The following is a 23,318-nucleotide window of genomic DNA, read 5'->3' on the forward strand; positions in this document are numbered from 1 at the left end:
CCATTGTAGCACCTATTTGCCGAAAACTGTAAATTTAGCCACCTCTTGAAAATGCCAATTATCGGCATTATATTAGCAGAAATATTTTTTTTTAATTTACGAGCTTAAGAGATTGTGTTTTCCTGCAAAGTCTCTTTTCGATTTTGTAGGCATGAAAAAGGAACCTACAAGGTTATAAAAACCTTGCAGGAGTTACAGTGCTACTTCAGTTTAATCGAATTTTAATAAGATGAAAAAAATATCTTTACTGATAATTGCCATTTTTTGCAGTGCTCCTTTATTAGCTCAGAAAATTGCAGTCTTAAAATACAGTGGCGGCGGTGACTGGTATTCAAACCCCACTGCCCTGCCCAATCTTATTGAATTCAGCAACAAAAATATCAACACTGCAATAGAAAAAAAGCCAGAAACGGTAACTCCAGGCGCTGCAGATATCTTCCAGTATCCATATATTCATATGACCGGTCACGGAAATGTCTTTTTTAATGATGAAGAGGTAGAAAATTTGAGAAAATATCTTTTAAGTGGCGGTTTTCTTCATATTGATGACAATTACGGGATGAATGAATATATCAGGAAAGAACTGAAGAAGGTTTTTCCGGAGAAAGCATTAACTGAACTCTCTGCCGATCATCCCATTTTTAGTACCTCCTATAAATTTCCAAACGGTTTGCCCAAGATTCATGAACATGATAATAAGCCGCCACAGGCCTTCGGTCTTTTTGAAAATGATCGGTTGGTTTGTCTGTTTACCTATGAAAGTGACCTGGGAGACGGCTGGGAAAATCCCGAAATTCATAATGATCCTGAAGAAGTACGGCTAAAGGCTTTACGAATGGGAGCGAATATCTTAAAATACGCGTTTGAAAATTGAAAAAACAACTCTCACACCAGCAGTCCAGGTTTAATAAAAGAGAATGCCCTATAATCCTAATCCTCGATAATGTTTCAGGAGAGGCCAATATCGGCAGTATTTTTAGACTGGCCGATGCCTTTGGAATAGAAAAAGTAATATTCTGCGGAAACTTTCCGAACCTTACCAGTAACAGGTTAAAACGAACAGCCAGAAATACACACGAATATGTGCGGTTTGAAGTTTTTGAGCAGACAAAAGAAGCTGTTGAAAAATACAAGGATGAGTCTTATATTCCTTTTGCCTTAGAAATTACAGCGGAAAGTGTCGCAATAGAATCCATAGACTTTTCTGAATTTTCAAAAATATCGCTGGTAATAGGGAATGAAGCTAATGGCATACAGGAGGAAATACTTTCCCTTTGCAACAAAGTTTTTCATATTGAGATGTTTGGGAACAATAGCAGTATGAATGTAGCCCAGGCAACAGCTATTGCCCTTTATGAAATCAGAAAAAGCATTCAGCTTTAAATTAAAATAATATATTTACGCTGTGAACGCAAAGGAACTTTCTTACGGAATCTTACGTGCTACCGGTATTATGCTGGGAATCATATTACTACTATATTTCTTATATGAAATCCAGTCGGTTTTAGTATATATTGCTATTGCAGGTGTGATTTCCCTTATTGGACGGCCGGTGGTTATTTTTTTAAAGCAAAAGCTAAAAATTCCCAACCAGCTGGCTGTAATCCTGGTGCTTTTGTTGGTACTTTCTTTCTTTACCGGAGTTGTTTTTGTATTTGTTCCAATTGTCATAGAACAGAGTCAGCATTTGGGACAAATAGACATGGAAGCCTTTAGGACTGATTTAAATGACCTTAATACCCAGATTAATACTTACCTGGGTGTGGAAGAAATAAATATCATAGAAGGACTGAAGCAAAGTGAATTTGTAAGAAATTTTGATATTACTGCAATTCCAAAGTTTTTAAACAACGTTTTCGGAATCCTTGGAGCTGCCCTTATCGCTATATTCTCCATAATTTTTATTTCATTTTTCCTGTTAAAGGATAGTAAATTAATGATTAACAGCATCCTTGTTTTTGCGAATCAGGGGAATGAGGGAAAATTTCAAAGAGTATTTAATAAGATTAAAATTTTATTATCGCGCTACTTTGTGGGTCTTACCATGCAGGTAAGTGTATTGTTTATCCTTTATACTATCCTCCTAAGTGTCTTTGAAATAAGAAATCCTATTGCTATCGCTTTTATTTGCGCCACACTAAACCTGGTTCCTTATTTAGGTCCTTTATTTGCGGGAATTCTGATAGCTCTTTTTGTAATATCAAGTAATTTAGGAGCTGATTTTACAGTGATAATTCTACCACGGCTAATGTATGTGATGCTGGGTTATGGAATTTGCCAGTTGATCGATAATTTTATATCACAGCCCATGATTTTTGGAGCTAGTGTACGCTCGCATCCACTTGAGATTTTTCTTATTATTTTAATTGCCGGATTACTTTTTGGAATTACCGGGATGGTGGTTGCCGTTCCATTTTATACCGCTTTAAAAGTAATTGCAAAAGAATCTTTAAGTGAATACAAAATTGTAAAGAGACTAACTCGGGACCTTTAAAATACTAATTTTGAACACAAATTTATTACGCAAAGATGTTCAGGATTTTATTCAGGAGAACCGAAATTCAGATCTCTCAAAGTTAATTCTTAAAGGAAGTCCTTTTCCCGAGATCACGGTTCAGGAGCTTGCTGTACAAATAAAGAGCTTAAAAACTTCGGAAAAAAAGTTGCCTACCTGGTTTAATGCACCGGAAATTTTATTCCCTCCAAAATTAAATCTTGAGCAGACTTCTTCAGAAAAAACAGCAATATATAAAGCTGAAATAATAAATGGAGAGCGGCTAATCGATATTACCGGAGGATTTGGGGTAGACACCTATTGCTTTACAAAAACCCTTAGGGAAGTGATTTACTGCGAAATGAACACAGAATTAGCTGAAATTGCCTCTCATAATTTTAAAAAGTTAGGTGCAGAAAATATTGAGGTGGTTACAGGGAATGGAATAACATATTTAGAAAAAAACTCTTCTGAATCTGACTGGATATTTATAGATCCTGCGAGACGTGATAATAAGGGCGGCAAGGTTTTCAGGCTTCAGGATTGCCTTCCTGATGTTCCGAAGCATCTTGAGTTACTTTTCTCACGAACAGACAATATCCTTATCAAAACGTCTCCCCTACTCGATTTAAAGGCAGGTCTTGAAGAACTTCAAAATGTAGTGGAAATCCATATTGTTTCCGTAGAAAACGAAGTAAAAGAATTGCTGTGGATATTGAAGAAAAATTCCACTTCTGAAATTAGAATTAAGACTATAAATTTTCAGAAAAAAGGAGATCAGGTTTTTGAAAATATTCGAGGAACAGAAGTCGCAGATCTGAAATACTCCCTGCCGCGAAAATTTATTTATGAACCTAATCCCGCAATCATGAAAAGCGGATTGTTTGCGGAACTTGGCCGGCAAACACAGACTGAAAAGTTACATCCAAACTCCCACCTATTTACTTCTGATGAAGAAAAAGATTTTCCAGGAAGAATATTTCAAATAATTGATGTTAAGCAATTTAATAAAAAGAACCTGAAGAAAGAGTTTAAAGGTGAGAAAGCGAATATAACCACCAGAAATTTTCCTGAATCGGTTTCAGAAATACGAAAAAAATTTCAGATAAAAGATGGTGGTAGGGACTACTTGTTTTTTACAACCAATTTGGATAATGAAAATATTGTGATAAGATCCCGCAAGATTTAAAAACATCTTCATAGAACTTTCAGCAGAAAAGTGATCACTTAAATTTCCACATTTTCGGTAATAAGTAGAACGCTAACTCTTCACAACGTGTTTTTGTTCAGAATAAGAAAAAAGGAAGTAGAATACAACCCATAGTACCAGCGCAAATAATCCTGCTAAAACAAAACTTCCCAGAATATATAGCCCGAGACTCTGAAAAATTTCAGCCGAAGAATCGAAATTTTCCATACTGAGTTTCCAGTCGAAACCATTACCAGAAATAAAAGAACCCATCTGATAACTTCCGTAAATAATAAAAGGAATAAGCGGCGGAATACTGATGTTTGAAAACAAAAAGGCAATTACTTTATTCAACCTAAAAAAAGCGCCCAGGGAAAAAACCAGGAGTGTATGTAAGCCCCAGAAGGGCGAAATTCCAATAAAAACACCTAATGCTATGGCTGCAGCTTTTTTGTGTGCTGGTTCCTGACTCTTTACAATATCTTCTTTCCAGAATCTCTTAAACCCTTTCTTTTTAAAGTCCTGATATTTGTTGCGTGGATGTATATAAAAGAAGCTTACCAGTACAAACCACATGTAAAGCAATGTAATACGTGTAATGTCCCAGAAAGGCCGAAAGTGTGTCACCCTGTTTTCTTCGTAAAAAACCTTTATAGGGATGTTCTTTACCTCTACATTCCTCCATGCCGATTTTACAATAATCTCAATTTCAAATTCGAATTTACGGGTATAAAACCGAATGTTTTTCACCACATTTAAGGGGTATAGCCTATACCCGCTTTGCGTATCACTAAGCTGAGTGCCAGTAACTACAAGAAACCAAAAGTTAGAAAATTTATTACCCGTTGAGCTTTTCCCCGGTATATCATCGCGTCCCATATTTCTATCTCCAACAAGAAGTAATTCCTGGTCTCCGGGTTGCCTGTTTTCCAGCTCGGTTAAGAAGATATCCAGATCATCGGGATAATGTTGCCCATCGCTATCTATTGTTATAGCATATTCATAACCCAGTTCCTGAGCAAATTTAAATCCTCTGTTAAGGGCCACTCCTTTTCCTCTATTTTCCTTGAAATGCAGGATTTCCAGATCAGAAAATCCGGTTAAGATATCTCGGGTATCATCTGTGGAACCATCATTTACCACTACTATATTTTCTGTATATACCAAAAGATCCTGAAGGACACTAGCCAGAGATCCGGCATTGTTATAGGTTGGAACCAGGACACAACAGTTAAATTTGATGAACCTGGATTGGTATATAGGCGATTTACTCAAAATATTAGCTTTAAAAAGAGGTCAAAAATTTTATTTAAAACAGAAAGTGAATAAAACTTTTCCAGAAAGTTAAAACTAATTATAGGTCGCATTGATTTTCAATGCCAGACAACCATTGTTTCGGGCATTTCCTCTTAAAATGATGGCTTTACCGACTTCTTCAATTTCAGATTCCAAAATTAAAATATCATCTACATTGGGATCTACAACAGCCATAAACTTTACATTATTTGCTTTTGAAAACTTTAATTCCCTCCCTGTTTGCCGCTCCAGTTCCTCTTTGAACATCTGCATTAGAATAACTCCGGGTGTCACCGGACGGTCGGGAAAATGCCCCTGATAAAGTTCGTGGTCTTTCCTGATTTTAATTTCAGTAAAAAAATGTCCATCTTTCTTGGTGGTTTGAACTACCGAATAAAAATCTTTTAAAAGCATTTTAGCTATTGTATAACGGTTAAATAAAAATAAGCAGAAAATATAAGATTATCTCAGTTCTTAAGGAGAATTCTAAGGATTAATAGCACCTTCAGATTTCAAATTACTGTCACTGTCCGCATATCTGAGGTGGCTATAATGTTCCCCTTTTCATCCTCTGTTCTCGCGGTGACCATTGTGACATTCTTGATTTCATGTTGAATGTCTACATAAGTTGTAAGTCGGGTACCAATCTTGGGCAGGATTAGAACTTCAACAGATTTTATTGAACCAATAAAACCGGTTTCCGGCTTTTCCAGTCCCGCAAGAAACCCTCTATAGCCTCTATGGAGTGACATACTTTGGGCCATATGTTCTATGACACCGGGTTCTGAAAATTTACCATCTTGAACCAGAATGTTATCAGCCGGAATGGTGAATCCCATTTTTCCAGCGAGATGGCTGTATTCATACAAACTATCCACCATTACAAAGGGTGGTTTTTGCGGAATAAGTTGTGTAATTCTTGAAGCATCCAATATCGGTTCTTGTAGTATGTTTTCTGTCATGGTTTTCGCTAAAGGCTAGAGAACGTTCCCGGAACGTCTGTTTTCAATAAATATTCAAGATAATATTTTAAAACTCCTTTACAGCTTTTTCTCAATAAAAAACTCAAAATCCTTTTAAGAATGCATCCACTACTCGCTAAAGCAGATGAGGATTATCTCCAGGATCAACATCAAAAAAGAAAATTAATTTTACACATAATTTTCTGAAGGCAAAGGGTTTAAAAATACTTTATAGTTTTTGGAGTAATATCCTTCAGAAAAAAGGAATAAAAGGTTTGGAAGGTATGTATGTAAAAGCTACATTTGCATCCGCAAAAACGATTACCAAGTTCATTATTTAACGGAGAGTTGCCAGAGTGGTTAATGGAGCAGTTTGCTAAACTGTCGACGAGCAATTGTCGCGTGAGTTCGAATCTCACACTCTCCGCTAGTTTTCGGGGTGTAGCGTAGCCCGGTTATCGCGCCTGCTTTGGGAGCAGGAGGCCGCAGGTTCGAATCCTGCCACCCCGACAATTACGGTGTCAATAGACACCAAAATATAGCTAATCTTATGAAAATCAGTTATTTTCATTTTTATTGAAATCATAAGATTAGCTTTATTATCAAATGAAAGGTTACCTATTCGGTTACCTGATTTATTACCAGAATTTTCACTACATTGGTAATTCAATAGATTTGACTTTCGCCTCGGTTTGACTTTCGTAAACAAATCGATTATTAACTTAAAGCGAGGGTTTATGCAAACTTCAAAGACTTTTAACATTCATTTTTGGCTGAGTATGGCCAAGAAAAAAGATGATTTGGCACCCATTTATGCCCGCATCACGGTTGATGGAAAACGTGCCGAGATCAGTTTAAAACGATCCACATCGGTTACCTATTGGAATACCCGTTCCAAAAGGGCAAATTCGAGAACTTCTGAGGGGAAAGCCCTCAACGTCTATTTAGACCAGGTTTACTCCGATTTACTGGACTGTCACAAACAGCTTCTGGGCGAATCCAAATACGTTACTGCGCAAGTCATTAAAGCCCGGTACCTGGGGGAAGATGAACAGCACAAAACACTGCTTCAACTGGTTTCTTACCACAATGAGAACATGGTTTCGGTACTTAAACCCGGTACGTTGAAAAATTATTTCACTACCGAACGCTACATCAAACGGTACTTAAAGAACAAACTAAAAACCAATGACGTTTACCTAAAACAATTATCCTATAGATTCATCATTGATTTTGAGCAGTTCCTTCGTAATGGAAAATCCATAAACCGTTCCCAGCCCCTCAAAAATAATGGGGTTATGAAACATTTGGAGCGGTTGAAAAAGATGATGAACCTGGGCCTTCGGTTGGAGTGGATCGAGAAAGACCCTTTTGTAAGGTTCTCCTTAAAATTCAAAAAGCACCAACGGGCATTTTTATCCCAATCGGAACTTGAAGTTTTGGAATCCAGTCAGCTTTCCCTAGAAAAGCACCGAAAAACAAGGGATGTTTTTATTTTTGCCTGTTATACCGGCCTGTCCTATATTGATGTAAAAGTGCTCTGCGATGACCATATTGTGCGCGGTATCGATGGGGATTACTGGATTTTCACAAAAAGGGAAAAGAACGATGAAGCAGTAAAAATTCCAATTTTGGATAAAGCTTTTGATATATTGAAAAAGTATGACCAAGAACCTAAAAGCAAGCAAGAAAAACTTCTGCCAGTATTTTCCAATCAAAAAATTAATAAATATTTGAAGGAAGTAGCTGCTATCCTGAAAATTAATAAGAAGCTTACGTTCCACGCGGCAAGACATACTTTTGCAACTACCGTTACGCTTTCGAATGGGGTGCCCATTGAGACCGTGTCAAAATTACTTGGTCATACGAAGCTTTCCACAACGCAAATCTATGCCAGGGTTATCGAACAAAAAGTGTCATCGGATATGCGTTTGTTGCGCAGTAAATTAAACACCACGGACAAGGCCGAAACAAGGGTGCATTATCAATAATTCGATTTGGAAAGCACCTTTTAGGTTCTAATCCAGTCGTTTCTTATTTTTTTCGTCTGATCCCTTGCAGATTTTGGTTTTTTATTGAGCCATAAATTTCTGCGTCAATTCATTTTTTGTTCCGGTCAGCTGAGGCAATCAAAACCAAACGGTGGGCAAATGTAGCCACGACCCACCGCTTGGTCAAGGCCAGACCCTCCGGGATGCCGAACATTTTTCTACGAAAAATAACCGCTCATACCTTGCCCCTTCCTTGCCGTGGCTGTTGATGCCCTGTTTTGGTATTGCTCGTTGCCTTACAAGCTGCCAAAACAATTAAAATAATGTTTAACTTAAAATTTACAATCATGGCAACAACAGTAAAACAAAACGGAACTGCAAAAAAGGATAATGCATCCGTTAAAAAGGAAGTACAGGAAAAGCTGACCGATGAAGCTATCGGAAAAGCAGCTTCAACAGAAAAAGCGGTAGTATCCAAAAAGACTACCATTAGTCTGGATGACCGAATCCAGAATTTTGAAAAACTGAAAGGATTGGCCACCCAACGGGAACGGTTGAACCAAACCTTGAATGAGTTGACGAAGTTCAACTATAATCAAGGAGATTCTACGTCGTTTTACATCCGGGACTCCCACAATTTGGAATTTAAGACGACCAATACGAACCTTATCAAATTGGTTACAACACACTTGCAGTCCACTTTGGAGGAACGAAAGTCCGAGATTGAAGAACAAATTGTAAAATTTGAACTTTAGGAAACTTCAAATCCTAAAACAGGAAACCTGCTCCAAAAGAGTAGGTTTTCTTTTATCCTTTAAATTCAAAAGAGAGGTGAATAGTATATAATCAATATCAGCGCAAAGGGAAACCCGTAAAATACTCCCATCAAAAGACTACGGCATAAAGCCGCTCCCCCACTCGCTATTTATTCCGTTTCCTTTTGAGCTGAGATTTTATCTTCCGTTTGGTTATAGCTTAAATATTAATTGTTTAACTAAAATCAAATGTTATGTATTTATCAAATTTACAGCAGGATGAAATCTTCGTTCCATCAGAAATGAAGTCTTTGAGAAGCCTGACCCAGATGGAATCCCGAAGGGGACTTGAAAATGCCATAATCTCCAATGGCAAGATCGTCAATGTGGTATCGAACAGCTATGGCCACATACCCAATGAATTGTTCTTTAGAAGAGCTGAAGAAATGTTGACTGATGCACAGCTGAATTATCAGAAACGGACAATCAACAGGGATGACAGGTCATTTATTACCGACTTCATCATAGATGACAACAGCCAATTTTCGGTCAAAAACGAAAAAGACTTGATATTGCCAATGCTACGGTTCAAGAATTCCTATGATGGGAGCGAAAAAACATCTGGACATTTTGGTTTTTACCGACAGGTATGCTCCAATGGCCTGCACGTTTCACAAGCCGAGATTGAATTTGCCATCAAGCACAGTAAGAACAATACCGACCTAATAATGCCAAGGTTGAACAATTTGTTCGATAAATTCGTGGATAATGAATTTTACGCCATTACAAAGAAGTTCGACAGAATGAGGGAATTTAAAATCATCGACACGAAAGAATTTGTGAAGGCAATTTTGGACAGGACGAAATTGTTCCGGTATGAATGTAGTGATAAGAACAATGATCCTTCAAAGAAATCCCGTGAAATCCTTGAAATTCTGGATAATGAAGCGTTGTTACTTAATGATGAACCTAATTTATGGATAGGCTATAATGCTTTTAACCAAATGCTTCACAATACATTGAAGAAAAGCTTTTCACAACAGGAACGCCTGGACAAAAAATTATTCGATGCTGTTTATGAAATGGCTTAATTTAGTTAAAGGTTTATCCAGTACCTTCAAACTGGATTATTTCTATTTCAGCATAAGAATTTAATTGAAAAGGGACTTTACAATCCCATTCAGCCCATTCCCCTACATTCCGCAGAAAAAGCTCCATTCTGGGAAAAGCACTTCCTTACAAAGGTCTTGGACACAACTTCAAAGATTACAATTTCCATTGCGCTGACCCTGCCAGAAAAAAGGCAGGAACGCTCCATTCCCAATCTACATCTTTAAAGTTAAGTCCGTTTTGAATCCTACATAACAAGAGTAACCGGTTTTCGTAACCCGGTGAGCACATTGCCACTCCATTTCGCGAAAAGCTGCATTCCGGGCAAAGAGCTTCCCTGTAAAGGTCATGGACACCATCCCCAATTTCTGCTTTCCATTTCGTTTGCCCTTCCCGCGCTGCCGGGAAGCGCACTCCATTCCAATACGAAATCGTGAACGGAGTCCGCTTCATCGGAATTCCATTTAATCATTTAGTCCCGCTTCCTATGTTTTGGTACTTCACAAAAGCATTTACACCTACTCCCGCACCGCCGCTGTCCCTACCTTTTTTTGTAAGCAAAATACCAATAATTGGAAATTAAACGGACTGCATAAGCCAGTCGTGCCTCCTTTTTATAAGTCCTTATTAATTCCAATTCTTGAAAATGTATCAGCAACAAAAAATGGTAACAGCGGACGGCTCTATGGGAAGTAAATCTAAAACGAACCTTATGAAATCTTACAAAAAACATCAAAAAGGAAGCGGGGCTAAAAAAACAAAAAAGGAAAACGCTCTGGATATAATAAGTAAATCACTTCAAAAAAAATAGAAAAGTAACTGCCTGAATGGTTCAGGTAGCATTTTAATTAAACTTTAATTCTTTTATCATGAGTACTTTAAAAAATCACGTACAGTTAATCGGAAACGTTGGCGGAGAGCCACAAATCACGAACCTTGAAAGCGGCAAGAAAGTAGCCCGTTTTTCACTCGCCACGAATGAGTATTACAAGAACAGTAAAGGCGAAAAAGTCCAAAATACAGAATGGCACACGATTGTAGCCTGGGGAAAAACCGCAGAAATTATCGAAAAGTATGCCGGAAAGGGCAAGGAAATCGGGGTAACGGGGAAATTAAAATCCCGAAGCTATGAGGACAACGAGGGCGTGAAACGCTATGTTACCGAGGTGGAAGCCAACGAAATCCTTTTGTTGGGAACGAACAACGGCAATAATTCAGTCGATTGATCTAAAATCAAAGAGGGCGTTTCCGTGGAAAGTCGCGCCCTCTTTTCATTATTAGCTCCTTAAATAGAAATTACAATGAAAGCACAAGTTAAAGAAATCAAAGAGGGATTGCAACACTTCCACGGATCGGAAACAATATTTCAAATCCCACTATTAAGAACCCGATACACCAATGGATTAAAATATTTGGCGGAAGCTGCGGAATGTTTTTGGTTGATAACCGATACTTCTGCATTTGCCAAAACCTTAATGGACAAAAGCTACTTTATTACCATCGACTTTAAAAGGTTGTCCAAGGAAAATCAGGATTATTCAGGGTACGAAGCCGAAATTACCTACAGCGATGGAAATGGGAACATCTATGGAAAACACGGCTATCGCATAACGGATTTTCCGCTTGATGAACTGCGGTTATTTTTTGTGGATAATACGTTGATGTTACCAAGCGAATATTAACCCATTCAAAGACCTAAAAATTATGATCTATTTAAATTTTTCAGACCTGAACGGGGAAGCCCAGGAACGCCTTTTGGAAAGTTCCAAAAGGGACGTTGAGCAAAAATTTGGCGATGATATTCAAAACTACGCAAAGGAACATTGCACCAACTTTGAAACGATGATTGAAGAAGAAACATTGCGAAACCTTTATAGTTATACCTATGTATTTAATATTTGAGATCCGCCAAATATGAACGGAAAGACCTTTGAATTTTTCAAGGGTCTTTTTTCATTCTGTTTGTACCGATTCAATAAAAATCCTTATCTTTATTTCGCTGAAATTCAGCATTCAATATTACGTAGGGGTATCCATTTTTTGACTTTCGCCGATAACCCTGCCCATCGAAAAATTACATAACAGGAAATTATTTCCTTGAAATTGGCAATTGGCTTTTGACCAAATTGTACGGAATTTTTGTTCGCCTGTGGCGAACGAAAAGGAGTAGCAAGAGGGTAACACGCGATGCGATGTTAAGCACTCCTTTTTATTTTCAAATAACTGATATTCAGTAATTTGTAAAATTTTAAAATTTTCGACCTTCTACAATTTGCGACAAATGCCCTGCGAACGCCCATTTTTAGGGAAGGATTTGCGACAAATCGGCGAATTATGGACTCATTTATCGGTATTAGATTCAAAAAGGAAACGGCGAAACGTTTCCAGGAATTTTCAAAGGCACACTTCAAGTCGCATACCGAGGCAATGGTCACGATGCTCGATTTTTTCTTCTACAACGAGATCTCCCCACGGGAAAGGTTGGGCCCGACCGGGAGGACAATCGAGGCCAATCTAAAAAAACGGATCAATGCGGTAATCGCCATAATGAGGGATATGGAAAAGACGCAAACCAAACCCACCGTGGCAATGATCGAATCCCTTTTTCAGACCGAAGAACCGAAAAGGAAACCCCTGATCTTGGAGAAGAAATTTGTGGAGGAAAAGAAAGAAGTACGTTTCCGCGAAAAACAAAATCTCAATAACGAACTGTAAAATTTTGAGCTATGTATATCACGATCACACCTCAAAAATTAGGCGGGAATTACTCCCAAAGTTCGGCAGATTTTGTTGGCTATTTGGAAAAAGAAAATCAAGGTTTGGAACAAAAAAATATGGAGCATTTTTTTAATCAATACGGCGAAGGGATTTTGGCCGAGGAAGTGGTAAAAGAGATTGATGGAAATGGTACCAAACTCAAAAAGACCGAACCGAAATTCTATTCGATTACGGTCAGCCCTTCCAAATATGAATTGAACAGGTTACAGAACAGCAGCGAAGATCTGAAAAATTACACCCGCGAGTTGATGAAAGATTACGTCAATTCCTTCAACCGGGAAATCAATGGCCGGTCGGTAACTATTGATGACATAAAATATTATGCAAAGATCGAACACCAACGAACCTTCAAGGGAACGGATTGGCAGATTAGGGAAAACCAACCCTTTGCCACCAAAATACTTCAACTGAAAAATGAAATCCGAAGTATTGAAAACGGCTCGATGGAAGGAAGCATTAAGAAAAGAGAACGGGAAGTCGCCAATTTGGAACGCCAAGCTCCCCACCAACAAGACGGTAAACGAATTGTCCAGGGGATGCCAAAGGCAGGAAACCAAAGTCATATCCATATCATCGTAAGCCGGAAGGATGCATCCAATACCTTCAGCCTTTCACCGGGCAGCAAGCATAAGGCCTCGGAAGTCGAGATGCACGGTAAAAATGTAAAACGGGGTTTTGACCGTGATCAGTTTTTTGACCAGGCAGAAAAGACCTTTGACAGGACTTTTGGCTACCAACGGAACTTTGCGGAAACCTACAAGGCCCGGAAGGATTTTATCAAAAACCCTAAAACCTATTTTGCATCGTTGATGAAATTGCCCATCAATGGAAAGGCAATCGCTTTCAAACTTATGCGGGAAACGGACATCCCGATAATACCAAGCATACCGACCAATCAGGCACAGCTTGCCCTAAAGATTTTCAATAAGCTGCGTAAGGGTGTGGATGTGGCAATCAAATCAAGTTCCATCGGAATCTAAATCTTTGTTATGCAACTGGACAACCTTACAACTACACTTTTAATTATTGGTTTAAGCAGTACGCTATTTTATATGCTGTACAGAATGACGCGTTATGCATTTATTTTAAATATGGCTTTGATCGTGGCTTTGGTGTTCTATCAATCGGGCAGCAGTGAACTGATTTTAATTTCATTGGTTCTGGTTTGTCCGCTGATGCTAATTAATACAGGGTTCTATGTTTTTCTGCACAAAACCGAGGTACCCAAAAATGACGACCGCAAGTATCGGGTCAATTTTGCAACAACCAAAGGAAACTTTAAACTGGAAAATGTAAAACGTGGGGCATCCATCATAGGATCTGCCGGAAGCGGGAAGACCGAAAGCGTGGTTTATGGATTTTTAAAGCATTTCCAGAAAGAAGGCTTTTGTGGGATCATTCACGACTACAAAGATTTTGAGCTGACCGAAATGGCCTATCCGCTCTTCAGGGATGGCAATATCCCTTTTAAGGTCATTTCCTTTGATAAGATCATCCACAGGGTAAATCCCATTGCCCCACGCTATTTAGATAACGAGGAAAGTGTAAACGAGGTTTCCCGGGTGTTGATAGAAAACCTATTAGAGCAACGGGAATTCGGAACGAGCGGAACTACCAAATTTTTTAATGATGCCGCGGAAGGATTGATTGGAGGTTTGATATGGAAACTGAAAACATCCTATCCCGAATATTGTACTCTTCCCCATTTGATTGCCATTTATCAGTATCTGGACACGGACAGCCTTATCCAGTTTTTGGAAACCAATACCACTTCCCGGGCAATGGCAGACGCTTTTATAAGTGGGAAAGATTCGGAACGACAAACCGCCGGTGTAAAAAGTACCTTGGCTAATGCGCTAAAGCGAATTAGCACCCAACGCATCTTTATGGCATTGTCCGCAGACGAAGTGCCGCTCAATATTAATAATTCAGAAAATCCGTGCTTGCTTTCTGTAGTGAATAATCCCAAGTTTGAGACTTCGTATTCGCCTGTAATCGCTACAATTATCCATACCATTACAAAACAAATGAGCGTGCGGAACTCCAAGCCATCGTTCCTATTGATGGAGGAAGCGCCGACTATTCGATTATTGAATATGCACCGCATTCCGGCAACGCTGCGGAGTTATGATATAGCGACTATTTACGTGATGCAGGACAAGATCCAGAATGACATGATGTACGGCGATAAAGCAAGTAAGGCGATATTGAGCAATCTTTCCTATCAATTTTTTGGGAAGGTCAACGACCCGGACACCGCCAAATATTACGAACGCTTTTTTGAGATTATTAAAGACCCTACCAAAAGCGTGAGTCGTGGTCATAACCTTGATTTTGATACCCGAATAACCACCGGAGAAAAGGAAATTCCAAAAATTAGGGCAGATGTTTTCTTTCGCTTAAAACAGGGTGAGTTTATCACCTATGCCGATGGGAAGGATAAAAAGGTACAGTTTAAATTACAAAAGATTCAGAGAGCGCTTCCCGAGGAATCAAAGCAAATTACCCTGGCTGATTTAGAGGCTAATTTTGAGCGGGTTTATGCGGAGGCGAAGTCTATATTTAAAAATTAATTATAAGTATCTTTATGGCTTAAAATCAGGATTTTTATGACCGAAACCAACCGTATAGAATATCAACGAGAACTATCCGATGGATTGGAAAAAGAGGTTGTCGCTTTTCTGAATTATCGTGAAGGTGGAATTTTATATATCGGCATTGACAAAAATGGCAGAACATACGGCTTGGCAGATGCCGATGGTGACCAGCTAAAAATAAAAGACAAGATAAAGAACAACATCCGGCCTTCCGCTCTGGGACTATTCGATATCGTGAGTGAAGAAAGAGAGGGAAAAGACATCTTAAAGATTATTGTAGCGAGTGGCCCGGAAAAACCCTACCACCTCAAAAAATACGGGATGTCGGAAAAGGGCTGTTTTATCCGTTTGGGTTCGGCGGCGGAACCGATGCCCCAAAAAATGATAGACGAGCTCTTTGCCAAACGTACCCGAGATTCCATAAGCAAGATCAAAGCCGGACGACAAGATTTGAGTTTTGGCCAATTAAAAATTTACTACGAGGAATCCGGTTATAAACTGGGAAAAGCTTTTGCGAAAAATCTCGAACTGTTAACAGATGATGGCGATTTCAACTATGCCGCCTATCTTTTGGCCGACAAAAACAATACTTCCATTAAAGTCGCCAAATATTCAGGAACCAATCGAACCGACCTGATAGAAAGCAATGAATACGGCCACGAATGTCTGGTAAAAGCTACGAAACAAGTAATTGATAAAATTACGGTCGAGAACAGAACCAACACAAAAATCACGGCAAAAGAACGGCAGCAGTCAAACGTTTGGAATCCTATTGCCTTGCGCGAAGCCATCATTAATGCCTTTGTGCACAACAATTACACCAATGAAATTACCCCAAAGTTTGAGATATTTACGGACAGAATAGAAATCACCTCGGCAGGCGGCCTACCGGAAGGCCTAAGCAAACAGGAATTTTTTGAAGGTTTTTCAGTACCAAGAAACAAGGAGTTGATGCGTATTTTCAAAGATTTGGAACTGGTGGAGCAATTGGGATCAGGCATTCCCCGTATTTTGGAACATTATGGAAAAGAGAATTTTATTTTTTCAGATAACTTCCTAAGAATGACATTTGCAACTAAAGAAGATGCTGTAAAAGATAGTGCCCAAGTTGAAGCTAAAGAAGGTGGTGTAATAGGTGGTGTAATAAGTAGTGAAATAGGTAGTGCAATTGATAAAAATCCAAAACTTACCACAAGGCAAAAAGAAGTTTTAAGGCTTATTGCAGCTAATAATGGCATTACCTATAATGAAATAGCCGAAGCTCTGGGTATCAACGAATCTGCTGTGGGTAAGCACATTAACACCATAAAGGATAAAGGATTTTTAGAACGCAAGGAAGGGACGAGAGGCTATTGGCAAGTTAATGTTGCAAGGGATTAAAATAATTAAAACTTATTTTCATATTGCCTGCCTATAAGATCAATGGATAATTGACTTAAAACGGTCCCTTATCCCTTGGTCCATTATGGGTGACCTTCCATTGGGCATCTTCCTTGACCATTTTAAAAACACCTGGTTTCGGGTCATACGATGTTGAATATTTAACCCAGGCTACCTCGCCTTCGGTTTTTTTATCCACTATCTGAAAATTGGATTCAGAATCTTTATCCTCAGTAAACATTTCTTGTATACTGGAAAGATTTGCATATCCAGATGCTGTTGTATATTCCTTTAAAGTTGTCTTATCACCGTGATAAAAACTTTCGGCTACGATTTTGGCAGTTTCTGAGGGGGATAAATCCTGTTTTCCTGCACAAGACAGAAAAAATACTACGGACAAAAAAACGGCTATTCTTTTCATAACGATGTTAATTAGGGTTGTTGATAAATCTACGCAATATTTTTAGTTTTAAGTTCCTTTCCCCGTTCTTTTCGTTAAGCTCTAATACCGTCCTGCGGTCATTGCTTATCGAAAACTTTGGCAGCACATAAACCAATCTTACGGTTTCGTTTTCTGCTACTTTGGAGGGCGAATTATACTTGAAAATTGGCTCGTGATAAAGGCGTTGCAATGATTTCCTTTTACCTTTTTGTCTCGTTTCAACCGAGAATTTTAAGAAATTCAGATCGTAATCCAAGGTAGATTTATTTTCAATCTGGATTACAAAGTAAAGCTCATCCTTGTCAAAAACAATATTTTCAATGCTCAAAACGATGCCCTCGTTCCGTTTTTTTATTCGGCCAATCCGTTGTTTTCGATCAAGTAGATAGGAACTGAATTTTTGGTAGTAATAGACCTCATTTCCTAACTCTTTATTAGACTCATTTACTTTTGCCGAATCAGCAACAATGGGCTTTTCATTACCGATACTTTTAGACTTCGGTATAAAATAATTTAGCCTATCAAGCTGTTTCTTATACTTTACAATATACGAAAAAACTGAACCATTTCTATTGACCACCAGAAGATTACTTTCCATTCCCGGCTTTGCCTGGAGCAACCCGAAATACTGTTCTTTCTCGCGATTATAGGTAAACACAAAATTTTCAGATCCCGTAATTCCTTGGCGGATGGGTTGTGGGAAGAATAATGCAACGTTCTTTTGGTCATTAGCATAAATCGTATCGAGTATAATGGGCGTTTGCGCCTTGGTAAAAGTAGTACCAAATAAAAATATTGAGATAAGAATAAAATTTTTCATAGGAGTGAGTTTTTAAATGCCCGTTATGGACTCATAATTTAGGTTTTAGGATTAATTTGTAATTGTTGAGCACGGTAACCTTTACGTTCCGGTGGTTGCGCTGAAATATCTTTTTGAAACCGCTTACCTGTGGTAAGCCGGCAATATTAATGTCGTCCACCATATCACCTACAACTTCGTTGGTGACCTCTGCCCGAAAGTTGTTTTCCACATATATGCCATCACTACCGTCCTGTAGGTCGAAGGCTTTCAACTTTGTGGGATGGTGTTCGATATTCTCGATTTCAATCAACACCCGATTGGGTTGAAAACTGATAAAACCGTAGATTGGAGTGTTTTTTGCAATCTGTTTGCTATTAATGGTAGCGGCTTTGGTCAGGCGCATCCGCAAACGAGAATTGACCTTGACCACTTGATCACCATCCACGGCCGCATAGATTACGGCATCCGTTGTTCCGGAAATGGAAATATCACTTTCCTTTGGATAAGAGGCAAAGAACAACTGATGTTCCAGTCCCAATTCCTTGGCAGCAATTTTTTGTTCAGCTTTTATTTCTGCGGAGTCAACTACATTTGCGACTTTGGCAACAGCTTTCGTAACGCCAATATTCTTATAATTTTTTTCGGAATACTTAATTTTTCCTGCGGAGTAAATACTATCCACAATGCGCTCCTTTTCTTTTTCAGGTAAATCTACATCATAAAAGCCCAGGGAATCAATCAGCTTTTCATCGTAGATGCTTGGTGCGTTGGTTTCACGTACTTCCTTTAAATCATTGATGGCATCCAGTTTGGAATCGTATTCTTTTTGATCCTCTTCGAGTTTTGGAACCGATGTTTCTTTAAGGTTCTCGTTCTCACTTTCATCATCGCCTATTACCATCACGGAATAGGAAATCAGGAATATTAATATCACGGCCAATACGGCCGCAAAGACTATTTTTTTCTTTTCTATCTTCATAATCATTGGTTTTTTAATTACCCGTCTGACCGTCGGGCAGGTTATGGATTTTCATTGTTCAGTTTTTTAAGGGATTTCTCGAAATAGTTGGTGACCAATAATCCGTGTGGATTGTTGGGGAAATTCCGATCAACGGCAATAAGGTTTCCGGTGGAAACCAACTCGTACGTATCGATAATCGATCCTCTGTTGATTTCAAAAATGGTAACAGTTCTAAAGCTGTATGTCCCATTCTTTTCTTGGATTTGGGAATCAATGCTGAGCACCTTTTGGATTAATGAATATTGCAACAACCGATTATAGACACCATCGGCCTTTTTTTGACGGTAGAGGTTGTCAACGGAACTGTTCCCAAGCCATAGTGCCTTTTTTAAGTTCTTTTCATAATTGCTTGCATCGATGTTGTAGAAATAATTGTGAAAAAGTTCTAAATGAGCCAAGGCTTCAACTTTAAAATTTTCCTTTTGCGTAACGAGCTTCAAAGGAATGATACTTCCATCGGTATTGATGGCAAAAGCATTGTTCAAGGCTTTTTTATTGATGTCGAATACCATCCAAACGGCAAAAAAACTGGACAATAAGGAACAGATGACGACGGCCAAGACAATGAACCGGTTTATTCTAAGGACAACGTAAATATTTTTATAAGGTGTTTTCATTTCAGCGGGTTTAAGCAGTAAATAATTTTAGGGTAAATGATGTAGCGCGCCGGTACAGTTTAAACTTTAGGAAGACGATAAACCCCACCGAACCAAGCTGTACAACCGGGGCAAAAAAGCCGCTGCCGATATCCGTTCCGAACAAATTCGTCCAAAAGTTGGTGTTTATTTCGGTATAAAGCGCATTGACGAATACATTGACCAAAAAGAAGGCTGGCACTAGCATATAGACCGCAACATACAATTTGAAAAAGTTAAAGGCCAATGACCTAAATTTCTCAAACACGGCCAGGCTTATAACCAGTGGAAAAAACGCCTGCATAATTCCCAAAAGAAAAAAACGTTCGGCCAAGAACAGCGGATAAATGAATAAATCGAGAATCCATAGGATAACGCTTCCAATAAAGGCGAATGTCTTGAAGCCAAATAATGGTGTGACCAAGGCTTCATAAAGTAGGGTCATTGCATTTTTTGCCGCATCAATTAGATTTACATCCTCTTCAATGGGTATATCCTGCATCTGCAAGGGCAGTAAAGCGGGAGCCGTGTTTCTGTATTGTGCCTCGATAGAAACAAGAATGCCATCAAAAAAGCCCAACACCTGTGTTGAAAAAATGACCAAAAGCACAACTGCAAAATTTTTGACCAGTTCCCCCGGACTCAATCCCCAGGTATAGCCATCCATATTGGCAACGCCCTCATTGTATTTTTTGAGGATGTTGATCAGAAAGAAAAGTACCGCAAGCGTTTTCATTCCCCCAATGGTATATTGCGAGAAGTCGCTGTTTTGTATGGTCTGGAAAACGGTATCGACGTATTCCAACCCGATCCCTAAGATGATTGCCGCGGTCATAATTAGAATTCTGTTTCCCTGTTATTGATTTTATCCTGCATTTTCCTGAAGGAAATGATGTCGCGATAGCGCCTTGTTCTAACTGTTATGTTGGATACCATCTCTTTTGATTCAATTTCCTTTTGCTTTAGAATATCGGCACGGTCGGCATCGCTCATTTTGAGATAATCGTTGGACAGGATCTGATCGATAAAGTCCATTGTTTCCAAGGAATTTTCAACAATGGCATTGAATGATTCCGATACCCGTTCTATTTCGTTTGGTTTGATGTAAGGGGAATCGAGAATATCCCTTAGATCATTTTGCATCACATAGATCAGGCGTTGATTGTTCCGGCCTATTTCCCCGACGGCTTTTAACTGTTTGACCACATTGTTGACCTTTTCAAGGTTTTCCTTTTGAGTTTTCAGAAATTTGACGGTCTTGACGAGGTTTGATGTCTGTTTTGCAGATTCCACGAGAGATTTGACCAAGCTTATGAAATTCGTGTTGTCATAGACGGGCATCCCTTGGGCTTTAATGTTCAGGCTGAATAAAAGTGCCATTGCGAGTATTACTAGTTTTGTTTTCATAGTTTCTAATTTTTAGATGAATATTCCTTGATTGCTTTTTCCATATCCCGATGCTGTGCGTAGAACATCATAATTTCATCATTTTCCCTACCGTCCGTGAGGTAAGCCGCATAGACCTCTTTGGGAACCTCAAGCCGGAAAATGTTGCTTTCCTTGCCAATTTTGATGAACATTTCGGTGTACTTGCGAGGTCCCGAAAGATTATTTTTGATGGATTTCAACTGGTTCAGGTCGTGGCTTGATAGGTTGAGCCTTTTGACCAATTCCGCATAGCCTTTTTCATTGTTTAAGCTATAAATGACCTGAGTGTTTTCTAAGATGCTCGCAGAAGTGGAATTGTTCGGAAGTTGATTGATAGATTGGAGGATAATCCCAATAGCCCCGTTCTGTTTTCGGATGGCCTGATAATAGAATTCCACACTTTCCAATACGTTCTCAAACTTCAATTGCTTGGCAAACTCATCAAACAAAATAATGCCTTTTTCCGCCTTATTTTTCCAAATCGTCCTTTGTATTGCCGATTTAATCAGTTTGAGCATTACGGACAGGATTTCCTTGTTATCCTTGACTTCGTCCAGTTCAAAAACAATAAGGCGTTTGTCTTCGATTTTATAGGTCTGATCTTCGCTTATCTCAAAGAGGAAGCTGTATAGACCATCGCCAACATACTCAGACATTACGTGCAAGAAATTCGTAACATTGAAGTAGTCAGGATGGATTTTAAGGTGATCTAAAAGTTCGTTTTGTTTGCGTTCGATAAAATGGTAGAAATCATCCAACGAATGATTTTCCGCAGTGCTATCGTAATAATGACGCAGTATTTTCTTGACAGATACGGATTGTGCCTTGGTCACTTTCAAATCAGAAGCAAAAAGCTCGAATAGAAAGACCGATAAATCTTCCAAATGTTCCGGTGTTAGGTCTATTGTATCGCTGATGTAAAAAGGGTTGATCCCTAAATTTTTCCCACCCTCGTAGCGGAGTACGGTATATTTTTCAGGATAAAGTTTTGCGAATTTGGTGTAGGAACCGCCCAGATCGATAATCACCAACCTAACGCCACTTTCAAAGTATTGGCGCAGAATATTATTGGCCAAAAACGATTTGCCTTCACCGGTTGGTGCAAAAATGGCAAAGTTTCTTGCCTTGATTCGTTTTTTGTGTTCATCCCACACATCTTTGAGAACAGGGATGTTATGTTCCCGGTCGTTAAAGATGATCCCGGTAGCATCCGATTTGTAATTTGTATTATTGATAAACAGGCAAAGCGCGTGTTTCAAATCGGACACGTATAAATCATTGTTCGAGAAATTGGAAGAAAAACAGCAGTAGCTGTTCAATATGTAATTCTTTCTTTCTTCGCCCCTTGGATAATAGGGGATAATATCTAGTTCCTTAAATTCGGTTTTTATTTTGGAAGCAATTCTATCCAGGTTTCGGGCCTCCCGGTCCCAATACACGATGTTCAAATGGCCACGGATAATCCGGGCATTGTCATCGGCATTGATCTGGTCAAGGATATGTTGGATTTTTCCGAGTACCACCTTGTTCTGAGAACCGAAATTGGAACTTTTGTTCAGTTCCTCAACTTTTTTGTCCAGCAGCTTACGCCATTTCTGTTTATCGTCCAGATATAGTATCTGGTTAACAATGTGGTTCTCGTTAAGCGTAAGCCCCAGCCCATCAATAAACCCTTGATGAAACACGAAATCGTCAGAAGTGAATTTCTCATTGGTCTTGCTACTCTGTACACTTTCGCCGAAGCACAGTTCGCTGTTGATGGCCAGGGCATCAAAATAATTTTCTCCAATATTGACGCTTTTCTTATCTAAAAGAATATCGGTATCAAAACCCTCGTTGAAGCCATTGAAATAACCATTGGTCAGTTGCTCAATTCCTTTCGCCTCAAGCGGAAGGAATTCCATTTTGCGACTATTGTTGATGAAGGAAACAGAATCACTTACCGAACCGATAAAGCGCTGCACAGAATCGTCAAGTTCCCTGATAATACTCTTGGAAATCTTAAGAAATGGATTGACATATTTTGGATTGTTGAGCGCTTTATTCTTGGTCAGAATAAAGAACAGGAGGCAGCGGTGCTCCATATACTCGCGTCCTTTAAAATGATCGTGGGTCGCTTTTTCCAAAAAGGTAGAATTGGCCAATTGCTCCGAAGCGTAGGATTTCTTTAGATAAATATCCTGTTTGTGAACCACCGTGCCAACAGACAACGATTTTAGAGCCTGAAACCAAGCCCCGTGCATATCCTCAAAATCTTTTTCTGATAAAGAATATATTTCGGGCAGGTTGCCTTCATAGCACAAGACCACATTACCATTGTTGGCAAAAATGATATTGTCCTGAATATCCGCGATGGGTTTGTATGATGAAAGGTTAATCTTGTTCATAATCGATTTCGGAGTTTCTTTTGTTACTGATAATTTTTGGGAAGGCCTTGG

Annotated in this window: 25 protein-coding genes and 2 tRNA genes; 16 read left to right on the plus strand and 11 right to left on the minus strand. The window is 39.0% G+C overall.

What is annotated here, in order from left to right:
- The first annotated feature begins 229 nt into the window (after positions 1 to 229).
- The 4 genes from RM541_RS13205 to RM541_RS13220 are packed head-to-tail and all read left to right on the plus strand — an operon-like array spanning position 230 to position 3,683.
- Complete coding sequence (locus tag RM541_RS13205) at positions 230 to 874, plus strand: DUF4159 domain-containing protein (RefSeq protein ID WP_311500613.1); 645 nt, start codon at positions 230 to 232, stop codon at positions 872 to 874.
- Complete coding sequence (locus tag RM541_RS13210) at positions 871 to 1,383, plus strand: TrmH family RNA methyltransferase (RefSeq protein ID WP_311500614.1); 513 nt, start codon at positions 871 to 873, stop codon at positions 1,381 to 1,383. The genes RM541_RS13205 and RM541_RS13210 overlap by 4 nt, the downstream gene beginning before the upstream one ends.
- Before the next feature lie 22 nt (positions 1,384 to 1,405).
- Entirely contained in the window at positions 1,406 to 2,494 is a 1,089-nt protein-coding gene (locus tag RM541_RS13215) for an AI-2E family transporter (RefSeq protein WP_311500615.1), read from the plus strand.
- Positions 2,495 to 2,504: 10 nt separating this feature from the next.
- Entirely contained in the window at positions 2,505 to 3,683 is a 1,179-nt protein-coding gene (locus RM541_RS13220) for a class I SAM-dependent methyltransferase (protein ID WP_311500616.1), read from the plus strand.
- A 72-nt stretch (positions 3,684 to 3,755) separates the two neighbouring features.
- Here the strand turns inward: RM541_RS13220 and RM541_RS13225 are convergent, their stop codons facing one another.
- The 3 genes from RM541_RS13225 to RM541_RS13235 all read right to left on the minus strand — a co-directional run bounded on the left by RM541_RS13225 (position 3,756) and on the right by RM541_RS13235 (position 5,941).
- Positions 3,756 to 4,958: a DUF2062 domain-containing protein gene (locus RM541_RS13225; RefSeq protein ID WP_311500617.1), complete on the minus strand. Its 1,203-nt coding sequence runs from the start codon at positions 4,956 to 4,958 to the stop codon at positions 3,756 to 3,758.
- A gap of 75 nt (positions 4,959 to 5,033) precedes the next feature.
- A complete protein-coding gene (locus RM541_RS13230) occupies positions 5,034 to 5,393 on the minus strand; it encodes an ApeI family dehydratase (RefSeq protein ID WP_311500618.1) in 360 nt (119 codons plus the stop codon).
- Positions 5,394 to 5,491: 98 nt separating this feature from the next.
- The gene (locus RM541_RS13235; RefSeq protein ID WP_311500619.1) at positions 5,492 to 5,941 is read right to left on the minus strand and encodes a hotdog family protein; all 450 of its coding nucleotides are present in this window, start codon (positions 5,939 to 5,941) and stop codon (positions 5,492 to 5,494) included.
- Positions 5,942 to 6,283: 342 nt separating this feature from the next.
- On the opposite strand from RM541_RS13235, the gene RM541_RS13240 reads away from it, so the two are divergent.
- The 5 genes from RM541_RS13240 to RM541_RS13260 all read left to right on the plus strand — a co-directional run bounded on the left by RM541_RS13240 (position 6,284) and on the right by RM541_RS13260 (position 9,778).
- Positions 6,284 to 6,368, plus strand: a tRNA-Ser gene (locus RM541_RS13240).
- Between the two features lie 8 nt (positions 6,369 to 6,376).
- Positions 6,377 to 6,451: transfer RNA gene (locus RM541_RS13245), tRNA-Pro, on the plus strand.
- A gap of 227 nt (positions 6,452 to 6,678) precedes the next feature.
- Complete coding sequence (locus tag RM541_RS13250) at positions 6,679 to 7,932, plus strand: site-specific integrase (protein ID WP_311500620.1); 1,254 nt, start codon at positions 6,679 to 6,681, stop codon at positions 7,930 to 7,932.
- 347 nt (positions 7,933 to 8,279) lie between these two features.
- A complete protein-coding gene (locus RM541_RS13255; protein WP_274971848.1) occupies positions 8,280 to 8,687 on the plus strand; it encodes a hypothetical protein in 408 nt (135 codons plus the stop codon).
- A gap of 254 nt (positions 8,688 to 8,941) precedes the next feature.
- Entirely contained in the window at positions 8,942 to 9,778 is an 837-nt protein-coding gene (locus RM541_RS13260) for a DUF932 domain-containing protein (protein WP_311500621.1), read from the plus strand.
- Between the two features lie 175 nt (positions 9,779 to 9,953).
- Here the strand turns inward: RM541_RS13260 and RM541_RS13265 are convergent, their stop codons facing one another.
- Positions 9,954 to 10,250: a hypothetical protein gene (locus RM541_RS13265; protein WP_311500622.1), complete on the minus strand. Its 297-nt coding sequence runs from the start codon at positions 10,248 to 10,250 to the stop codon at positions 9,954 to 9,956.
- Positions 10,251 to 10,666: 416 nt separating this feature from the next.
- Here RM541_RS13265 and RM541_RS13270 point away from each other — a divergent pair, with 416 nt between their 5' ends.
- From RM541_RS13270 to RM541_RS13300, 7 genes are all read left to right on the plus strand, one after another.
- Positions 10,667 to 11,023 carry a single-stranded DNA-binding protein gene (locus RM541_RS13270; protein WP_311500623.1) on the plus strand — a complete coding sequence of 119 codons (357 nt, stop codon included), beginning with the start codon at positions 10,667 to 10,669 and terminating at the stop codon, positions 11,021 to 11,023.
- Positions 11,024 to 11,098: 75 nt separating this feature from the next.
- Positions 11,099 to 11,479, plus strand: coding sequence for a DUF6876 family protein (locus tag RM541_RS13275; RefSeq protein ID WP_311500624.1), 381 nt, complete (start codon positions 11,099 to 11,101; stop codon positions 11,477 to 11,479).
- A 22-nt stretch (positions 11,480 to 11,501) separates the two neighbouring features.
- Positions 11,502 to 11,699 (plus strand): hypothetical protein, encoded by a 198-nt coding sequence (locus RM541_RS13280; protein WP_311500625.1) that lies wholly within the window; start codon positions 11,502 to 11,504, stop codon positions 11,697 to 11,699.
- A gap of 432 nt (positions 11,700 to 12,131) precedes the next feature.
- Positions 12,132 to 12,512, plus strand: coding sequence for a BfmA/BtgA family mobilization protein (locus tag RM541_RS13285; RefSeq protein ID WP_311500626.1), 381 nt, complete (start codon positions 12,132 to 12,134; stop codon positions 12,510 to 12,512).
- Between the two features lie 11 nt (positions 12,513 to 12,523).
- Complete coding sequence (gene mobB / locus RM541_RS13290; protein WP_311500627.1) at positions 12,524 to 13,555, plus strand: MobB family relaxase; 1,032 nt, start codon at positions 12,524 to 12,526, stop codon at positions 13,553 to 13,555.
- 9 nt (positions 13,556 to 13,564) lie between these two features.
- Positions 13,565 to 15,148 carry a type IV secretory system conjugative DNA transfer family protein gene (locus RM541_RS13295; protein WP_311500628.1) on the plus strand — a complete coding sequence of 528 codons (1,584 nt, stop codon included), beginning with the start codon at positions 13,565 to 13,567 and terminating at the stop codon, positions 15,146 to 15,148.
- A gap of 36 nt (positions 15,149 to 15,184) precedes the next feature.
- Positions 15,185 to 16,552: an RNA-binding domain-containing protein gene (locus RM541_RS13300; RefSeq protein WP_311500629.1), complete on the plus strand. Its 1,368-nt coding sequence runs from the start codon at positions 15,185 to 15,187 to the stop codon at positions 16,550 to 16,552.
- A gap of 55 nt (positions 16,553 to 16,607) precedes the next feature.
- Here the strand turns inward: RM541_RS13300 and RM541_RS13305 are convergent, their stop codons facing one another.
- The 7 genes from RM541_RS13305 to RM541_RS13335 are packed head-to-tail and all read right to left on the minus strand — an operon-like array spanning position 16,608 to position 23,267.
- The gene (locus RM541_RS13305; protein ID WP_311500630.1) at positions 16,608 to 16,973 is read right to left on the minus strand and encodes a hypothetical protein; all 366 of its coding nucleotides are present in this window, start codon (positions 16,971 to 16,973) and stop codon (positions 16,608 to 16,610) included.
- Between the two features lie 7 nt (positions 16,974 to 16,980).
- Positions 16,981 to 17,814 (minus strand): DUF4138 domain-containing protein, encoded by an 834-nt coding sequence (locus tag RM541_RS13310; RefSeq protein WP_311500631.1) that lies wholly within the window; start codon positions 17,812 to 17,814, stop codon positions 16,981 to 16,983.
- 31 nt (positions 17,815 to 17,845) lie between these two features.
- Complete coding sequence (gene traM, locus RM541_RS13315; RefSeq protein ID WP_311500632.1) at positions 17,846 to 18,775, minus strand: conjugative transposon protein TraM; 930 nt, start codon at positions 18,773 to 18,775, stop codon at positions 17,846 to 17,848.
- Between the two features lie 41 nt (positions 18,776 to 18,816).
- Complete coding sequence (locus RM541_RS13320) at positions 18,817 to 19,434, minus strand: conjugal transfer protein TraK (RefSeq protein WP_311500633.1); 618 nt, start codon at positions 19,432 to 19,434, stop codon at positions 18,817 to 18,819.
- A 10-nt stretch (positions 19,435 to 19,444) separates the two neighbouring features.
- Positions 19,445 to 20,287: a hypothetical protein gene (locus RM541_RS13325; RefSeq protein WP_311500634.1), complete on the minus strand. Its 843-nt coding sequence runs from the start codon at positions 20,285 to 20,287 to the stop codon at positions 19,445 to 19,447.
- Between the two features lie 2 nt (positions 20,288 to 20,289).
- On the minus strand, positions 20,290 to 20,859 hold the full coding sequence (locus tag RM541_RS13330) for a conjugal transfer protein (RefSeq protein WP_311500635.1): 570 nt from the start codon (positions 20,857 to 20,859) through the stop codon (positions 20,290 to 20,292).
- Between the two features lie 5 nt (positions 20,860 to 20,864).
- The gene (locus tag RM541_RS13335) at positions 20,865 to 23,267 is read right to left on the minus strand and encodes a TraG family conjugative transposon ATPase (protein WP_311500636.1); all 2,403 of its coding nucleotides are present in this window, start codon (positions 23,265 to 23,267) and stop codon (positions 20,865 to 20,867) included.
- Between the last annotated feature and the right edge of the window lie 51 nt (positions 23,268 to 23,318).

The sequence above is a fragment of the Autumnicola psychrophila genome (genome assembly GCF_031846645.1).
GTDB lineage: Bacteria > Bacteroidota > Bacteroidia > Flavobacteriales > Flavobacteriaceae > Autumnicola > Autumnicola psychrophila.

Excerpts from the sequence above, each read along its gene's own strand:
- RM541_RS13325 (WP_311500634.1), bottom strand. The coding sequence starts at position 20,287 with ATGACCGCGGCAATCATCTTAGGGATCGGGTTGGAATACGTCGATACC.
- RM541_RS13310 (WP_311500631.1), bottom strand. The coding sequence starts at position 17,814 with ATGAAAAATTTTATTCTTATCTCAATATTTTTATTTGGTACTACTTTT.
- RM541_RS13305 (WP_311500630.1), bottom strand. The coding sequence starts at position 16,973 with ATGAAAAGAATAGCCGTTTTTTTGTCCGTAGTATTTTTTCTGTCTTGT.
- RM541_RS13230 (WP_311500618.1), bottom strand. The coding sequence starts at position 5,393 with ATGCTTTTAAAAGATTTTTATTCGGTAGTTCAAACCACCAAGAAAGAT.
- traM (WP_311500632.1), bottom strand. The coding sequence starts at position 18,775 with ATGAAGATAGAAAAGAAAAAAATAGTCTTTGCGGCCGTATTGGCCGTG.
- RM541_RS13250 (WP_311500620.1), top strand. The coding sequence starts at position 6,679 with ATGCAAACTTCAAAGACTTTTAACATTCATTTTTGGCTGAGTATGGCC.
- RM541_RS13300 (WP_311500629.1), top strand. The coding sequence starts at position 15,185 with ATGACCGAAACCAACCGTATAGAATATCAACGAGAACTATCCGATGGA.
- RM541_RS13320 (WP_311500633.1), bottom strand. The coding sequence starts at position 19,434 with ATGAAAACACCTTATAAAAATATTTACGTTGTCCTTAGAATAAACCGG.
- mobB (WP_311500627.1), top strand. The coding sequence starts at position 12,524 with ATGTATATCACGATCACACCTCAAAAATTAGGCGGGAATTACTCCCAA.
- RM541_RS13295 (WP_311500628.1), top strand. The coding sequence starts at position 13,565 with ATGCAACTGGACAACCTTACAACTACACTTTTAATTATTGGTTTAAGC.
- RM541_RS13270 (WP_311500623.1), top strand. The coding sequence starts at position 10,667 with ATGAGTACTTTAAAAAATCACGTACAGTTAATCGGAAACGTTGGCGGA.
- RM541_RS13280 (WP_311500625.1), top strand. The coding sequence starts at position 11,502 with ATGATCTATTTAAATTTTTCAGACCTGAACGGGGAAGCCCAGGAACGC.
- RM541_RS13235 (WP_311500619.1), bottom strand. The coding sequence starts at position 5,941 with ATGACAGAAAACATACTACAAGAACCGATATTGGATGCTTCAAGAATT.
- RM541_RS13260 (WP_311500621.1), top strand. The coding sequence starts at position 8,942 with ATGTATTTATCAAATTTACAGCAGGATGAAATCTTCGTTCCATCAGAA.
- RM541_RS13275 (WP_311500624.1), top strand. The coding sequence starts at position 11,099 with ATGAAAGCACAAGTTAAAGAAATCAAAGAGGGATTGCAACACTTCCAC.
- RM541_RS13335 (WP_311500636.1), bottom strand. The coding sequence starts at position 23,267 with ATGAACAAGATTAACCTTTCATCATACAAACCCATCGCGGATATTCAG.
- RM541_RS13205 (WP_311500613.1), top strand. The coding sequence starts at position 230 with ATGAAAAAAATATCTTTACTGATAATTGCCATTTTTTGCAGTGCTCCT.
- RM541_RS13285 (WP_311500626.1), top strand. The coding sequence starts at position 12,132 with ATGGACTCATTTATCGGTATTAGATTCAAAAAGGAAACGGCGAAACGT.
- RM541_RS13255 (WP_274971848.1), top strand. The coding sequence starts at position 8,280 with ATGGCAACAACAGTAAAACAAAACGGAACTGCAAAAAAGGATAATGCA.
- RM541_RS13265 (WP_311500622.1), bottom strand. The coding sequence starts at position 10,250 with ATGAAGCGGACTCCGTTCACGATTTCGTATTGGAATGGAGTGCGCTTC.
- RM541_RS13330 (WP_311500635.1), bottom strand. The coding sequence starts at position 20,859 with ATGAAAACAAAACTAGTAATACTCGCAATGGCACTTTTATTCAGCCTG.